General features: G+C 45.5%; 16 protein-coding genes. 5 read left to right on the top strand and 11 right to left on the bottom strand.

Features of this window, described 5'->3' with window-relative positions:
* Positions 1-25: 25 nt before the first annotated feature.
* Entirely contained in the window at positions 26-1,468 is a 1,443-nt protein-coding gene (gene pdxR / locus ACYUJT_RS15350) for a MocR-like pyridoxine biosynthesis transcription factor PdxR (protein WP_460323702.1), read from the bottom strand.
* A 100-nt stretch (positions 1,469-1,568) separates the two neighbouring features.
* Between pdxR and ACYUJT_RS15345 the strand changes: the two genes are divergently transcribed.
* Positions 1,569-2,120 (top strand): GNAT family N-acetyltransferase, encoded by a 552-nt coding sequence (locus ACYUJT_RS15345; RefSeq protein ID WP_460323700.1) that lies wholly within the window; start codon positions 1,569-1,571, stop codon positions 2,118-2,120.
* Between the two features lie 21 nt (positions 2,121-2,141).
* On the opposite strand, the gene ACYUJT_RS15340 is transcribed toward ACYUJT_RS15345, so the two are convergent.
* Positions 2,142-2,609 carry an AraC family transcriptional regulator gene (locus tag ACYUJT_RS15340; protein ID WP_460324185.1) on the bottom strand — a complete coding sequence of 156 codons (468 nt, stop codon included), beginning with the start codon at positions 2,607-2,609 and terminating at the stop codon, positions 2,142-2,144.
* A gap of 163 nt (positions 2,610-2,772) precedes the next feature.
* On the opposite strand from ACYUJT_RS15340, the gene ACYUJT_RS15335 reads away from it, so the two are divergent.
* Entirely contained in the window at positions 2,773-3,357 is a 585-nt protein-coding gene (locus ACYUJT_RS15335) for a TetR/AcrR family transcriptional regulator (RefSeq protein WP_460323698.1), read from the top strand.
* A gap of 153 nt (positions 3,358-3,510) precedes the next feature.
* Complete coding sequence (locus ACYUJT_RS15330; RefSeq protein WP_460323696.1) at positions 3,511-4,524, top strand: zinc-dependent alcohol dehydrogenase; 1,014 nt, start codon at positions 3,511-3,513, stop codon at positions 4,522-4,524.
* Between the two features lie 38 nt (positions 4,525-4,562).
* Here ACYUJT_RS15330 and ACYUJT_RS15325 read toward each other — a convergent pair whose 3' ends face one another.
* Positions 4,563-5,447, bottom strand: coding sequence for a LysR family transcriptional regulator (locus ACYUJT_RS15325; RefSeq protein WP_460323694.1), 885 nt, complete (start codon positions 5,445-5,447; stop codon positions 4,563-4,565).
* Positions 5,448-5,572: 125 nt separating this feature from the next.
* On the opposite strand from ACYUJT_RS15325, the gene ACYUJT_RS15320 reads away from it, so the two are divergent.
* Entirely contained in the window at positions 5,573-6,763 is a 1,191-nt protein-coding gene (locus ACYUJT_RS15320) for a coenzyme F420-0:L-glutamate ligase (protein WP_460323692.1), read from the top strand.
* A gap of 110 nt (positions 6,764-6,873) precedes the next feature.
* Here the strand turns inward: ACYUJT_RS15320 and ACYUJT_RS15315 are convergent, their stop codons facing one another.
* From ACYUJT_RS15315 to ACYUJT_RS15285, 7 genes are all read right to left on the bottom strand, one after another.
* A complete protein-coding gene (locus tag ACYUJT_RS15315; protein ID WP_460323690.1) occupies positions 6,874-8,382 on the bottom strand; it encodes a malate:quinone oxidoreductase in 1,509 nt (502 codons plus the stop codon).
* Between the two features lie 264 nt (positions 8,383-8,646).
* Entirely contained in the window at positions 8,647-9,729 is a 1,083-nt protein-coding gene (locus tag ACYUJT_RS15310; protein WP_460323689.1) for a sensor histidine kinase, read from the bottom strand.
* The gene (locus ACYUJT_RS15305) at positions 9,726-10,406 is read right to left on the bottom strand and encodes a response regulator transcription factor (RefSeq protein ID WP_460323687.1); all 681 of its coding nucleotides are present in this window, start codon (positions 10,404-10,406) and stop codon (positions 9,726-9,728) included. Before ACYUJT_RS15305 ends, ACYUJT_RS15310 begins: the two co-directional genes overlap by 4 nt.
* A gap of 71 nt (positions 10,407-10,477) precedes the next feature.
* On the bottom strand, positions 10,478-11,293 hold the full coding sequence (locus ACYUJT_RS15300; protein WP_460323685.1) for an ABC transporter permease: 816 nt from the start codon (positions 11,291-11,293) through the stop codon (positions 10,478-10,480).
* Entirely contained in the window at positions 11,290-12,321 is a 1,032-nt protein-coding gene (locus ACYUJT_RS15295; protein ID WP_460323683.1) for an ATP-binding cassette domain-containing protein, read from the bottom strand. The genes ACYUJT_RS15300 and ACYUJT_RS15295 overlap by 4 nt, the downstream gene beginning before the upstream one ends.
* A gap of 142 nt (positions 12,322-12,463) precedes the next feature.
* Positions 12,464-13,297, bottom strand: coding sequence for an alpha/beta hydrolase (locus ACYUJT_RS15290; protein WP_460323681.1), 834 nt, complete (start codon positions 13,295-13,297; stop codon positions 12,464-12,466).
* Positions 13,298-13,349: 52 nt separating this feature from the next.
* A complete protein-coding gene (locus ACYUJT_RS15285; protein WP_460323679.1) occupies positions 13,350-13,772 on the bottom strand; it encodes a MarR family winged helix-turn-helix transcriptional regulator in 423 nt (140 codons plus the stop codon).
* Between the two features lie 123 nt (positions 13,773-13,895).
* Between ACYUJT_RS15285 and ACYUJT_RS15280 the strand changes: the two genes are divergently transcribed.
* Positions 13,896-14,906: a phosphotransferase gene (locus ACYUJT_RS15280; protein ID WP_460323677.1), complete on the top strand. Its 1,011-nt coding sequence runs from the start codon at positions 13,896-13,898 to the stop codon at positions 14,904-14,906.
* 49 nt (positions 14,907-14,955) lie between these two features.
* Here ACYUJT_RS15280 and ACYUJT_RS15275 read toward each other — a convergent pair whose 3' ends face one another.
* Positions 14,956-15,234, bottom strand: a complete 279-nt coding sequence (locus tag ACYUJT_RS15275) for a hypothetical protein (protein ID WP_460323675.1) — start codon at positions 15,232-15,234, stop codon at positions 14,956-14,958.
* Between the last annotated feature and the right edge of the window lie 110 nt (positions 15,235-15,344).

Raw genomic sequence — 15,344 nt, 5'->3', positions numbered from 1 at the left:
ACCGCCCAAGATGCCGCATCAGGGATCAAACGTGAAGGTAAGGCTCCCACAGCTGCCTCAGTTGGGATGCCCCTTCCTTTATACGCTGCCCTGCAATGCCCCCGAAGCCGATAAGGAACCGCTTCCTCTTCTCACGTTCGCAGGCAGCCTGATCCGCATAGAAAGCGGATGCCGAGGCGACGCGGATACCGCCGGATTTCGCCGCTTGAATCATTTCCTGCTCCGAAGCCTCCGCGTTGAGCGACAGAATCAGGTGAAAACCGGCATGTGGATTATGGACCTCGCCGCAATCACGAAACTGCATCTGAAGGGCTTCGGCGAGCTCCTGGTTTTTTCTGCGGTACAGGCTTCTCATTTTACGAACATGCCTCTCGAAATACCCCTGCCTCATAAGCTTCTCCAGCGTGCGCTGGTACACCCGGGAAGAGGACTGCTCGAACAGCAGTCTTCTTCTCAACTGCAGATAAGGGGCCAATAGCGATTCAGGAAGCACCATGTAATGGATGCAAATGTCGGGCGCAAGAATCTGGGAGAATCCCCCTACATAAATTACATTCGCATCCGGCGCTAAGCCTTGAAGCGCAGGTACTGGCTGCCCTAAATAACGAAGCTCTCCGCCGTAATCGTCCTCTATGATATAGCCCTCTTGCTCCTTGGCCCACTTCAGCAGCTCCATTCTTTCGTTGATCGGCATTACCCTGCCCCCAGGAAACTGATGGGAAGGAGCGACGGCCACGATTCGAGCTGATGCCTTCACCATACGGGAGATGTCTATTCCCTTTTCTGCTTCAGACGCAGTCAAGACAGCAAAGCCCTCAGCCTGAAATGTACGGGCAATCAGGGGATAACACGGGTCCTCTACAGCTACAGCCGGAGAAATTCCCTTAAGGAGGATAGCCAGGTAATGGAGAAGCAGATGCTGCTCCGCGCCAATGACGATCTGCTCCTTGCGGCACACGACCCCGCGAATCCGGGACAGGTAAGCGGCAAGCTCCCCACGCAATCCAGCCTCGCCTTGCGGATCCCCGTAGAAGAGCAATTCATCGTACTCCTCCCGGAGCGTCTGCATCAGGAGCCTTTTCCAATGAGAGACCGGAAAGCTTGTAAAGTCATTTTTGGCCAGATGAAAATCATAAGCATACGTCACCGCCGTAGAATAGTCCTTCTCGGGATGACCCGTCGTGGCCTTAGGGTCAGACATCGTAAACCTTCCATACGAATCGGGCAGAGCGGCTACATAGAACCCTTGTCTGGGACGACTCTCGATGAACCCTTCTGCAATCAGTTGCTGGTAAGCAGTCTCTACAGGGGTCGCGCTAATGCATAGCTGCTTAGCTTGTTCCCTGATGGAGGGCAGGCGATCGTTGGCATGCAGCCTTCCTTCCACGATATCCTGCTTGATGGCTTCATAAACGGTCATATAAACGGGTGATTTAGAAAAAGGCGTTGAATCCATGCTATTTCTCATCTGCCTCTCCTGTCCTCTCAAAAAAATACAATCTGTATATTTTTAAGTATACAGATTGATGGTAAATTGAGATAGAGTCAAGACAAAGGAGATATGAATCATGGAACCCGTACGCTTTCTAGAAGGAAAAAAAGTATATTTACGGCCGATTGAGGTATCCGATGCAAGTTGGTACTTCACCACACTATACCATCATGAGACAAGGAAGCTCACTGGGACACAGAAGCACTATACCCAGGATCAAATTGTTCGCTACATCGAAGGAAAAGCCCAAGACAGCTCGTCCGTACTGCTGGTCATTGCCGCCGTGAGTGACGATGCTCCCATTGGAGATATTGCGATTCAAGACATAGATACGATCAATCGCAATGCAAACATCCGCATCGCTATCCCTGACAGCGGTAATCAAGGAAAAGGCTACGGTACCGAAGCCCTCCGTCTCATGCTGGATTACGGCTTCGGTATCCTCAACCTTCACCGGATCGAGCTGAACGTGTTCTCTTACAATGAGCGTGCCATGCAGGTCTACGAAAGTATAGGCTTCAAGAAAGAAGGGGTTCAGCGAGAAGCCTTATTTTACAACCATCAGTATTATGACTCCATTCTCATGAGTATTCTAGAGGATGAATTTAGATCCCTATACTGTAAATAAGAATAATTAAGGAGAGCCATTCTACAAGGATTGGAGCTCCTTTTTTATTGGCACACATATTTCGCAAAAATGATGGTTAACCAAATCGCCAGTGTATTTTTCTAAAATCGGTTTGTTGTCAGGTTGAAGTCCGATGCTGTGTAAAGCTGGAAAAATTTCTGCCCATGCTCTTTGAATATCCTCTGCTGTATGTTTGATTCTAAAAATCGCATAATCTCCGCCAACAAGTTTACTTTCGCAGACGAAGTCATCAATTTGGTACTCTTCTGTAATGGTAATACATGCATCATATCTGCATTTCTCTGGAGGCGTTATTTGCGGGTTATCTTGTGGAATTCCGAATAAAATAGCTGGTTCAGTGAGTAGTTTTTTCTCCTTAGCCCAACTTTTTAGCTCTTCCATTGCTTGCACGTTGGCTGGGCCATAAGGGCCAATTTGTCGCACATACGCAAGGCGATAATTGGGGAGAGTTTCGACTCTAATATCCATTGCTTGATCTTCCTTTCTCATATGTTATTTCCTACATTTTGGATGCTATCATGGTATAAAAAATTATTCATTTGTTTTTTTTGAATGGATACTTTCTTATTCAACAGTTTTTCGCAGACAAGCGTATAATCATTTACATAGTGTCTATTTAAGGAGCGAGGATATGGCAACAACTGACCATGATTTACGGGTTCATCGGACACGTAAATATTTGAAAGAGGCATATATTGCACTGCTGCAAGAGCAAGAGTTCTACAAAATTACCGTTCACGCTCTGACCAAACGCGCGGAAATCAATCGGGTCACGTTTTACCTGCATTATCAGGATATGGACGATTTCGTAGAACAATTTCTGCAAGAACTGCTCGATGAAATCGAAGCCATCCTAAGAACAAAATACGATGCGCCCTATGAGCCGGGCTACGAGCTGGCTACCCTAGTGACCTTACTTGAATACATTGCTGCTAATGCCCACATTTATAAAACCTTGATCGTGTCCAAAAGCATTCCCTATTTCACGCAGCATCTCATGGAATTGATGCGGAAATTGATCTTAGGACGCGCACCAAATACGGATCACCAGGCGTTCCCAGCCATGGATATTCCGAAGGACATTGCGGCTTGGTATGGGACATCTGCGATGGTTGGGACCATTGCACTCTGGCTAGGTGAGGATATGCCTTATTCCCCCCACTATTTAGCGAAACAAATCGTCAAACTGAATCCATTTCGCCCGGATATCCGCTAACACACTCCGTAAATCCGTCTAAGAACGATTCGATAATCTACACTTATGATGAATGTGTAGTATATTTGACGACGTGTGAGGAACTGTTGTTTGTCGAACGGTGGAATTCCTTTTACGATGTAAGAGACATTTGTCATAAAGGGGGCCGTTAAGATGATGAAAGTTGGCATTTATCATGGACAGCAGGATGTGCGCGTGGAGGAACGCCCAATTCCAACAGCCGGACCACAAGATGTGGTCATCCGTAACCTGCGTGGCGGAATTTGCGGAACGGATATCAATATTATTAAAGCTGGCGTCGAGATGGGCATCCGCTTCGGACAGGAATTCGGTCATGAGCTGTTTGGTGAAGTCGTAGAAGTCGGCGCAAAAATAACCGATGTTAAAGTGGGGATGCGCGTAGGCGTAAACCCGATTACAGCTAAGCGGGCAGGACGCCGTTATTCACTGGAAGCAGGCGGCTTCTCACAATATGTATTAATTGAAGACGCGGCATTGAACTACAACTTATACGAAATCGCCGACGGCGTAACGCCGGAAGAAGCCGTATTGATGGAGCCGATGAGCGTAGGCTTCCATGGCGCATTCAGCATAAATCCGCAAGCGGGCGAGAACATCGTAGTTTTAGGGGCTGGGCCTATCGGATTGTCGGCCGCTGCCGGCTTAATCGGAGAAGGCATCAAGAACGTCGTGGTTGTGGATATCGATGACTGGCGTCTAGCGAAAGCCCGAGAATTGGGCGCAAAAACAGTGAACACGAAAGAGCAATCACTTGCTGACGGTTTGAGCGAACACTTCGGAAAAGTGAACGTATACGGCGTGGAAGTACCGAATGCAGATGCTTTTGTGGATGCAGCCGGTGCCCCTGCTTTATTCGAGCAAGTGATGCAACTCGTCAAACCCAACGCACGGATTGCGATTATTGCGGTCTATAAACAGGATGTGCCCGTAAGTCTGGCGCAAGTCATGAGTAAGGAAGTACAAATCATCGGGGCAAGCGGCTATACCCATGAGGATATCACGAAGGTCATTGCCCATATCAATGAGAAGAAGACACCGATCGGCACCATGGTGACGCAGGTGTATAAATTGGACGACATTCAAGAAGCATTCAATAAAGCGATCGAGGCTAAAGAAACGATTAAAGTCGTCGTGGACTTAACCTAAAAAGTATAAAGCTGTCCATTCCTGCGGGAACGGACAGCTCATTTATTTTCCAGGAGCTCCACAAACTTGGTTGCAGCCGGCGATAGGGGCACGCTTTTTATATTACAAACGCCTATGCCTCTCCCTGGGATTTCCTCGACCAGTTGAACCTCAGACAGCCATCCCTTCGCTAAATATTCCTGGGAGAACTCTTTCGTCACGCATGCGATTCCGAGATTAATTCTGGCAAACTCCAGCAATAAATCATGCGAGCCCAACTCAAACTCTGGCGCAATTTTAATCCCTTTGGAGATCATATAGTCTTCCACATATCTTCGGGAATTCGATTTCGGTTCAAGAAATATGAGCGGAAGCTTCACTAATTCATGAAGGCTGACCGGCTGTGACAAAATCTCCGCAAACCTCTCTCCGTAAACAAACGTATCATGAATATCAATACACGGTCTTACCTCTAATGTGGCATCCCCGATCGGGAGGTTACAAATAGATATGTCCACCTCGCCCGACTTTAATATCGAACAAAGTTCTAAAGTGGTACCATTCACAATAGTAAATTTAATATTCGGATATTTATTGTGGAAAGCTTCCAAATAGGGAAGCAAGAAATATCTAGAAATCGTATCTCCTACGCCGATTTTCAGTTCCCCAGCTGTCAGGTTTTGAAATTCCAATATCTTTTCTTCACCCGTTTGCAGCAGGTTCATGGCTGAATTCACGTATTCAAACAGAAGGCTCCCTTCATTGGTCAGCGATGCCCCTTTGGGCGTTCGGTTAAACAACCGCGTATTCAAATCCTTTTCCAATTGCATGATCGCCTGGCTAACTGCCGGCTGCGTCATATACAGCTCTTTGGCTGCATTGGAAAAGCTTTTGCATTTCGCAACTTTGCTAAAAATTTTGTATAAATCCAGCTTGCTTATCACATAAACACCTCTTATACCCTCTATTCGATATATTAATTTAACTTATACCACTATGCTGGTGTATATTACAAGTAGATGGTTAGATAATGTAAACAGACTTTATCACCCTAAGGAGCTGAATGTAATTGGAAAGAGTCGTTGGAACAGTTGCTAGAGGCCTTCGTTGCCCAATCATCAAACGAGGGGATCAAATAGAGGATATCGTGGTAGATAGCGTACTAAAAGCTGCAGAAGTTGAAGGCTTTCAAATTCGGGATAAAGATATCGTATCCATTACGGAGTCCATCGTCGCCCGCGCTCAAGGCAATTATGCGACAGTTGATCATATCGCCAAAGATGTACATTCTAAGTTCGGTGACGAGACAGTTGGCGTTATTTTCCCGATTCTAAGCCGCAATCGGTTTGCAGTCTGTCTCCGCGGCATTGCCAAAGGCGTTAAAAAGATCGTATTAATGCTTAGCTATCCTTCCGATGAAGTCGGCAACCACTTGGTGGATCTCGACATGCTTGATGAGAAGGGGGTTAATCCTTGGACGGATGTACTGACAGAAGCACAATTCCGTGAACTCTTTGGCTACAATAAGCATACGTTTACAGGCATCGATTACATCGATTATTATAAATCGTTAGTTGAAGAACAAGGAACGGAATGCGAGGTCATTTTCTCCAATAACCCAAAAACGATCCTCGACTATACCAAGCATGTTCTGACTTGTGATATCCATTCCCGGTTCAGAACGGCAAGAATTCTGAAGGCGAATGGCGGGGAGAAGATCTACAGCCTTGACGACATCCTCGCGGAACCCGTTGATCATAGCGGATATAATGAAAATTACGGCCTCCTGGGATCGAATAAATCTACAGAGGACGAAATTAAGCTTTTCCCGCGCAACTGTCAGCCAACCGTCGATAAAATCCAGCAAATTTTCAAGGAGAAGACGGGTAAAAATGTTGAAGTCATGATCTATGGAGACGGAGCATTCAAAGACCCTGTGGGGAAAATATGGGAGCTGGCTGACCCGGTAGTATCGCCCGCTTATACATCTGGACTTGAAGGAACGCCGAATGAAATCAAGTTAAAATATCTCGCCGATAATAACTTTGCAGACCTGAGCGGCGACGAGCTTAAACAAGCGATTTCCGAGTACATCAGCAATAAAAATGATGACCTCGTGGGATCAATGGAAGCCCAAGGCACTACGCCTAGAAAGCTGACGGACCTTATCGGCTCTCTATCCGACCTGACTTCGGGAAGCGGAGATAAAGGCACGCCGATCGTCTTTATCCAAGGCTATTTCGATAACTTTACGAAGTAATTGCCTATAAATTATACTTTTTATCCTTAACTCAAAAGAGAGACCACCTGCGAAAGCAGGCGATCTCTCTTTTTTATGACGTAGAATAATCAAATTATAGCGGAATGGAACTATGCGTGCAGTTCAACCGGGAGGTCTTCACCGCCAAGGCCAAGCGACCGCGCTGTTGAAGTATGAATTTCCCGGGTAAGCTCTGTGTCTGCTAATAGGGATGTACCATAAGAAGGAATCATCTCTTTAATTTTTGGCTCCCACGCTTCCATATATTGCGGGAAGCACTTATTGATCACCTCAAGCATGACAGAAACAGCGGTAGAAGCACCCGGAGAAGCGCCAAGCAATGCAGCGATCGAGCCATCGGCAGCGCTTATGACTTCGGTGCCAAATTGCAGCGTTCCTTTGCCGGCATCGGTATCTTTGATCACCTGCACGCGTTGGCCTGCTATTACCAAATCCCAATCCTCGCTCTTCGCGTCCGGGATAAATTCCCGCAGTTCTTCCATGCGTTTTTCTTTGGACAACATCACTTGCTGGATCAGGTATTTTGTCAGTGGAATGTTCTTGGCACCTGCTGCCAGCATCGTTACGAGATTATTTGGTTTTACGGACGTAATTAAATCGAACATGGAACCGGATTTTAAGAACTTCGGCGAGAAGCCCGCAAACGGTCCAAACAACAACGATTTTTTATTGTCGATAAATCTTGTGTCAAGATGCGGAACGGACATAGGAGGAGCGCCCACCTTAGCCTTGCCGTATACCTTGGCATGATGCTGCTCTACCACATTCGGATCGTTACACACCATAAATAGTCCGCTTACCGGGAACCCTCCGATATGTTTACTTTCCGGAATGCCGGTTTTCTGCAGCAGATGCAGGCTTCCTCCCCCGCCGCCAATAAAGACGAACTTCGCAGCATGGCTTTCGACACTGCCGGTATCGGCATTTCGCACCTTCAATTCCCACAAGCCGTCGCTAGTACGTTTTATATTATCTACACTATGTTTATATTTAATATCAACGCCCTGATTCTTTAAGTGCTCGAACAATATGCGCGTTAAAGCACCAAAATTGACATCCGTCCCCGACTCGATTCTTGTTGCCGCTATAGGCTCATTGACTGGACGATCCTTCATCATCAGCGGAATCCATTCCATCAATTTCTCTGGATCATCGGAGAACTCCATCTCCTGAAACAGAGGGTTGGTTGATAGCGCTTTAAAACGCTTCTTCAAAAACGATACATCCTTCTCCCCTTGCACAAAACTCATATGAGGCAGCGGGGCGATAAAGTCCCGCGGATTGCGGATCAGATTGCTGTTTGCAAGATAAGACCAGAACTGCATGGAGACCTGAAACTGTTCATTAATTTTGATAGCTTTGCTAATATCTACAGATCCGTCTGATTTCTCGGTAGTATAGTTAAGCTCGCACAGCGCTGCATGCCCCGTCCCCGCATTATTCCATTCGTTAGAGCTTTCCTCTCCTGCATTAGCAAGCTTCTCAAACACTGTAATTTCCCAGTCCGGTACTAATTCCTTCAGCAGTGTCCCCAAAGTTGCACTCATAATCCCGGCACCAATTAAGATAACATCTGTACTAGTTTGTCTGTTACTCATTTTTACCGTCCTTATACCCTAAGTTTTGCAGAAAGGATGTAGGCGCTCCTGCGCAGGCGTTCAGCAAGCCAGTGCGGAAACTAGTCACACACCTTTTCTGGATCAATTTTATAAATTCTTTACCTGATCCTAGTGTATCAATAATACTGATAGATTAAAATATTTATTTAATATAAATATGATAATTTTAATTGACTTAGAATCTAAAATATCCTTGGTTAGGTATCATTTTATATATTTCTCAGGTTTCCCTATTAGATATAGCTATTGTATGTGTGTCGATAGTTGCTTTAATTCTATGGTCACTACAGTTCCTTCTCCCGGTTCACTTTGAACATGAATCAAGCCACTATGCAAATCGACTATTTTTTTGACAATGGATAAACCTAGGCCACTGCCCCCGAAATTGCGATTTCTTGAAGGATCCGCCTTATAGAACCTCTCAAATATGTGCATTAGCGTTTCTTTATCCATGCCAATTCCAGTATCTTGAATCTTCACAATGAGATGATTATTGGACGCCCTCAGCGCTTCGACCCTAATGGTCCCTTCTCTAGGTGTGAATTTGATACTGTTATGGAGCAGGTTAATCCATACTTGTTCCATCAGATCCTTATTCGCAGTGACGGTTAATTCTTCAAGAGAAATATCCATATTGATTTGCTTCTCAGCCCATTGTGGTTCAATGGCCAGAATACTTCGGCGAAGCTGGCGGTCTAATCGATAGTCTTGTTGGTCAAAAAGAAATTTATCAGACTCTAGCGAAGTGAGTTTCAGTAAATTTTCACTCAATTTCGAAAGCCTGCTGCTTTCCATTTCTATTATTTCTAGGTAGTGCTTACGTTCATCAGGACCTAACTCCTCGTTCTTTAACGCATGGGCAAACCCACTAATCGAAGTCAGCGGAGACTGGATTTCATGTGAGACATTCGAAATAAATTCTTGCCGCATTTCCTCCATTGCACTGAGTTTGCCTGCCATATCTCTAATACTTTCGACAATTCTGGAATAGGGGTGGCCTCGTCCCTGGTGTTGATTTCCATAATAAGAAAGATCGATATTAAAGTTTCCTTCAGCCATCATTTTCATGGCCTGAATGATCGGATGCAGAAATTTTTCTTGACGATTTTTTACCCATTTGATGTTCGCTATAATAGCCATGCAAAAGCCAAATAGGAATAATCCCAATAACGAATTGATTAACAGTCTTACATAATCGCTAGGAACATAGTGAATTGCCTCAAAAAGCCAAGATGTAACCCAGTAGGCACAGGACCAAGATAACAGCAAGGATAATATGAGAGCTACAACACCTGAAATTCGCTTTATCATTTCCATCAGCTTCAAGGGGTGACCTCCAGACGATAACCGAGTCCACGGATTGTTGTAATTTTAAAGGGGCAATCGTCGTAAGCAAAACGTTGCCGTAAACGCTTGATGTGGACATCAACCGTTCGCTCATCCCCCTCATAGTCAAATCCCCATATATCCTCAATTAATTGTTCTCGTGAAAAAGTTCGCTGCGGGTGTGTTGCCAGCTTAAACAGCAGCTCAAATTCTTTCAGCGGCAAGGTCTGCTCATGATTCCCAATAAAAATTCTATAGGAAGCACGATCAATCAAGACATCCCCGATTTCAATCCGATTGGAAATAGTAATTTTATGGCGCTTGAGCAACGCTTTGACCCGAGCAACGAGCTCAGCTGCAGCAAATGGTTTGACCATATAATCATCCGTTCCAAGATCAAATCCTTTAACTTTCTGAGCTGTCTCTCCTTTTGCAGTTAACATTAAAATGGGAAGTATACTGGAATAGTAGGTTCGTATTTCACGGCAAAATGTCCAGCCATCCATATTGGGCATCATAATATCCAGAATTATCAGATCTATTTTGTCCTTTTCGAGCAAGGATAAGGCGGCTTCTCCATCCGCTGCTTCAACAATCGATAAGCCCTCTCTGGAAAGAAGGACGCGAATTAATTCACGGATGTGAGGATCATCATCTACAATTAAGATGGTTGTCATTGTGTTCATTCCTTATTTATTTTTTAAATAAAGAGTAGCCCCGGTCAGCATCCATTGTCAAAGCATATCAACTAAGTCCGGCGCATGTATGCACGCACGGTGAGCGGTGCGAAGATGGCCACAATAACCGCGGCGCCAATGAGAGAAATGGTCAAATCCGAACCGACGGTTCCCGAGTTGGTAAGCTCCCTGATCGCCGTGACAAGGTGCGAGATCGGGTTAATCTTCACAAACCATTGCAGCCAATTAGGCATAGTCTCAGCCGGCACAAAAGCATTAGAGACAAAGGTGAGCGGGAACAGCACAATCATCGAAATCCCCTGAACGCTTGATGCAGTACGCGCAATTACGCCAAAGAAGGCAAAGATCCAACTGATTGCCCAAGCACACGCAATGACGAGAAGTGCGGCAATGACAACACTCCCTAGTCCTCCCTCAGGTCGATAGCCCATAATATAGCCCATAGTAAAAGTAAGCACAGTCGCAATTGTATACCGGATCGTATCGGCCAAAAGAGCTCCCGCTAACGGGGCAATTCGTGCAATAGGCAGTGATTTGAATCGGTCGAATACACCTTTATCCATATCCTCACGCAATTGAACACCAGTGACAACAGAGGTTGTTATCACCGTCTGCACCAGGATTCCGGGAATAATAACCGGCAAATAGCTTAGTACGTCTCCTGAAATCGCTCCGCCAAAAATGTAAGTAAACATCAAGGTGAAGATGATTGGCTGAAGCGTTACATCAAATAACTGCTCGGGGGTGCGGCGAATCTTTAGCAGACCCCGGTAAGCCATGATTAAAGAATTTCTTACAGATTGGCCGAAGCTGGTTTTGTTGCGTAATTGACGGGCGGCAACTGGAGTAATTGAAGTATTATTCATACTCTTACCTCACCTTCTTTTTCCGATTGATTTGCAGCCATTGCTGCATTCTCCTTATCACCATGACCGGTGATGGTTAGAAAGACCTCATCTAAGGTAGGTTTCTGTACGCTGAACTCTGCCAATTGAATTCCCGCCTCGCGAAGGGCGATCAGCAGATCAGTGACTCGGTCGGCATCCCCCATCGGGGCAATAATTCTTCCACCTTCGGAAGAGACAGATGACCTAACCTCCAGAATTCGATCAATCGTTTGACGAGCCTCCTGTATGTCTTGCGGATTTTGAATGCTTAAATGCAAGGATGAGGTGCCTACAGACGCCTTCAGTTCATTTACGGTCCCCTCGGCAACGACACGGCCATGATCGATAACCGCGATCCGGTCAGCCAATTCATCTGCTTCTTGAAGATATTGCGTCGTTAGCAGTACAGTTGATCCTTCCTTTACTAGCCGGCGAATCGTCTCCCACATTTGATTGCGTGTTCGTGGATCTAGCCCCGTAGTCGGTTCATCTAAAAAGATCAGCGGCGGCTGTGCAATGAGGCTTGCCGCCAAATCCAGCCTGCGGCGCATGCCGCCTGAGAAATTTTTTAAGGGACGCTTCGCGGCTTCCGTTAGACCAAATTCCTCTAGCAGCTCTGCTGCCTTTCGCTTCGCCTCAGCCCGGCTCAACCCTAATAATTGAGAGAAGATGAGTAGATTCTCGGTAGCACTGAGCGACTCATCGACCGAGGCATACTGACCGGTTACCCCAACCAATTGGCGTACAATTTGCGCCTCCTTCACCACATCATATCCAAAGATCCGTGCCGAACCTTCGTCCGGTCGCAGCAATGTCGCTAGCATTCTGATTGTGGTCGTCTTCCCTGCACCATTTGGACCGAGTACACCGTAGATGGAACCGGTGGGAACTTTCAGGTCTACCTTGTCAACCGCACGATTGCCGCCAAAATTTTTAACTAAACCCTGCGCTTCAACGGCCCAATTGCCATTGGCTGTCAGGGACTTCTTTTCTTGATGCTTACTCAATGTGAATCCTCCCTTTCCATGTGTATTGCTGAATACATTCGGATGATAAAGAGGTTTTATGAACTGAATGTGAACTAAGGCGACTCTTGGGGTCGCCTTAGTTCACATTATTCTAGTCGCCTATTTTACTCAGCATGCTGTTCTAAAGTCCTTTCAACCAGCCCATAATGGCAGCTGCTGATTCCATATATCTCTGCCCTATAAGCACGCCGGTATGTGTTGTATCCCAAAGCCCCTTATACTCAGCACGGAGATGCTGCGCTGTCACTCTGCCCCTGCGGTCGTCATCATCACAGCTTACTGCCTTGATAACCAGGCAAGGGCAAGTAATGGCGCTGCTGTCTATGGATATGCCCTTTGATTCGGTCGAAAAAGCAAAAGCGTTATATGCCTTGGTCGACTCCATCGTCAGGTATTTTCTTTGGAATGCAATGTCTTCTGCAGATTCGTCTATGCTCGATTGTTCTTCTCGGGCCGGGGCCGGGACTACAATAGCAGTTGTCAAAGGCACTAAGTGTTCGTAGGGCACTATCTCGTGAACTTCTTGGCTTATAACGGAATCGATCAGCACCAGGCCGGCAAGCTCAACGGTTTCAGCTAATTTCTGTCCCAAGATTCCCCCCATGCTAAATCCGATAAGAATTGGCGCAGCGCCACACTCAGCGACAACCTCTTTGATAACCTCCCTAATATCCCCCAAATAGTCCTCAAAAGTTATCTTGGTCATGTCCATGAGCCTACTTTTGTAGTGGCTTCTCAAGTTCATGACATAGCATTTCCACCCTTCGCCGATAAAGTGCGGAATGTATTTGCTCCACATCCAACTGCCCGTGAAGGCCCCGTGAACAAAAAGCAATGGCTGTCTGGTTGCCGCTGACTTTGAGAGACTTTCCTCCTCGAATATCTCCAGAAACAAATCATTCTCCCCAATATATTTCTCCACATGGTCAGGCAATTCTTGCGTGAAATCCCTCATGATAATCTCTCCTTATATTTAGTTTGATATCAAACTATTTGTTGAAAAAAATTTAGAAGTTGCCGTAAATTCTTTTTAAAACGTGAAGCAGGTCTTCTTTTTCTTTATCGGAAATGTCGAAGTAAAACACGTCCAACAATTCTTGGGATATGGATTCAAATATCGGCTCCAGCTCTCTCCCCTTCTCGGTTAAAGCAACATAAACAACCCTCGTATCCTCCGTATTCCTTTCCTTTGTCACATATCCAAGCCGGACCAGCTTATCAACAAGCGCCGTGACGGTAGACTTATCCTTATTTATCTTTTTGGATATGTCCGCCATTGTAAGTTTGGGCGTCTTAAATAGGGCATAGATGATATCACCATGCGAAGTGGCAATACTCTCAACCCCGTACTTCACCATCTCTGATACAATAAACCGATTAACCTTCTCTCTAATTTTAGAGATTAATGAAATAACGTCTCTGGTTTCCATAATCGCATTATAGTTTGATATCAAATCAATTGCAAGATTTAATCTCCCGGAGACGTTAGACTATGCACACTCCCCCCTGATGAATATCCTAGCTAATAACGTATAAATGAAACGAGGCTGCTTATGGCAAATTCCTATTCCCAAAGACGAATACGCAAAATTGTCCGCCGCTTCGGCCTGATTCCGTTGAGATCAGAATCGGTTGCGTCCTTTTACCGGAAGAATGCGATCATCCGCGTACAGACCGAAAGTGGAACCTATGCGATGAAGCCCTTTTATCGAAGTTTATTACTTCGTTCAGGTACAATTGACCAAATAAAAACAACTGCAAGCTATATACAATTCTTGATGAACAGCGGCTTCAGTAATATGCCAAAATGGCTTAAGAGTAAGGATGGAAGGTTGTGGATTTCAAACCAAGGAAGGCCCTTCTACGTAACTGCATGGATACATGGAAGGAGATTGGAGAAACCAGAGGATTTCGAAAAGCTTGGCCGGGCTCTTGCCTCTTTGCATACAACATCCAGTCGATTCCTTTCTATGAATAGCCCCTTTTTTGATCATATCCGCTTATGGAAAAATCGGGACCGTCTCTTTCGCAGCCGAATGGCAATAGCAAACCAAACGAATCTATGGACCCGCCAATGGTTCAAAAGGTTCGGAGAATCCTGCATCCAATTTTCGGAGCGTACTTGGACTGAATTAAAGACCCCAGAGATTATGAAACTCTTGAAGAAGGAAATGTTCCGTCCCGCTTTGATACACAATGATATTACTGCACATAACGTCATTATTTCCGATGACGGCCAGCTTTTCATCATTGACTGGGACCGCATAAAATTAGGCTCTATTTATGTCGAATTAGCAACCACCCTTATGAACACAACTCACTTTAACCCCGTTTTCATGCATTCGTTGTTACAAGGGTATGATGAGCTCCGTCATCTAAACCACGCCGAACGCAAATTGATTTCCGCCTTGTACCGATTGCCTCGGGAAGCTTGGCATGCCGCCCGGTTCCCTGATCGCCCAAGAAGCCGCAACATGCTGGATATTATGGAACAAACATGGCTTCTGCGATTAAAGGCAATGGATGAATTAGATGAATGGGCAAAATCAGGAGCCGAGCAGTAAAATAACCCCCGTAAGGTATTAGAACCTGCGGGGGTTATAATCTTATATTTTACTGATCCTCTGCAATCTCCTGTACTTCTTGCAGATGCTCCTTCGCCAGCTCTAATCTTTCTTTATATTGCTGAACGGTATCCATGTGTTCATCGTGCTGCTCTGCATTGAAGAGTGCATTCTCTGCGTGGGATATTGAATTAACAGCATGCTCAACCGTAGTTCCCTCTGGGTGCGACATCGCTTGCCTCACCGAACGATCCGCCTTTTCGACAGAATTGCTCAATAAAGAGTTCGGATGATTCTTTTTCCAACTTGTGTTCGAATGCTTAGCCAATGGTGCATCATCCCTTCCGCCAATGAGATCATGTTAACTTGAGCATAGTATTGTAAGTTGTCCTGAAATTATACATATTGCTTGTGTTTGTTTTGTCGTTTTATGACGTT

The organism is Paenibacillus sp. YSY-4.3 (assembly GCF_054767475.1).
Note: the sequence above shows the minus strand (reverse complement) of the source record. Positions and strands in the feature narration are given on the sequence as shown.

Bases quoted from the DNA above. Each gene is read 5' to 3' on its own strand.
- pdxR (WP_460323702.1), bottom strand. From the start codon at position 1,468: ATGAGAAATAGCATGGATTCAACGCCTTTTTCTAAATCACCCGTTTAT.
- ACYUJT_RS15345 (WP_460323700.1), top strand. From the start codon at position 1,569: ATGGAACCCGTACGCTTTCTAGAAGGAAAAAAAGTATATTTACGGCCG.
- ACYUJT_RS15340 (WP_460324185.1), bottom strand. From the start codon at position 2,609: ATGGATATTAGAGTCGAAACTCTCCCCAATTATCGCCTTGCGTATGTG.
- ACYUJT_RS15335 (WP_460323698.1), top strand. From the start codon at position 2,773: ATGGCAACAACTGACCATGATTTACGGGTTCATCGGACACGTAAATAT.
- ACYUJT_RS15330 (WP_460323696.1), top strand. From the start codon at position 3,511: ATGATGAAAGTTGGCATTTATCATGGACAGCAGGATGTGCGCGTGGAG.
- ACYUJT_RS15315 (WP_460323690.1), bottom strand. From the start codon at position 8,382: ATGAGTAACAGACAAACTAGTACAGATGTTATCTTAATTGGTGCCGGG.
- ACYUJT_RS15305 (WP_460323687.1), bottom strand. From the start codon at position 10,406: ATGACAACCATCTTAATTGTAGATGATGATCCTCACATCCGTGAATTA.
- ACYUJT_RS15300 (WP_460323685.1), bottom strand. From the start codon at position 11,293: ATGAATAATACTTCAATTACTCCAGTTGCCGCCCGTCAATTACGCAAC.
- ACYUJT_RS15290 (WP_460323681.1), bottom strand. From the start codon at position 13,297: ATGAGGGATTTCACGCAAGAATTGCCTGACCATGTGGAGAAATATATT.
- ACYUJT_RS15285 (WP_460323679.1), bottom strand. From the start codon at position 13,772: ATGGAAACCAGAGACGTTATTTCATTAATCTCTAAAATTAGAGAGAAG.
- ACYUJT_RS15280 (WP_460323677.1), top strand. From the start codon at position 13,896: ATGGCAAATTCCTATTCCCAAAGACGAATACGCAAAATTGTCCGCCGC.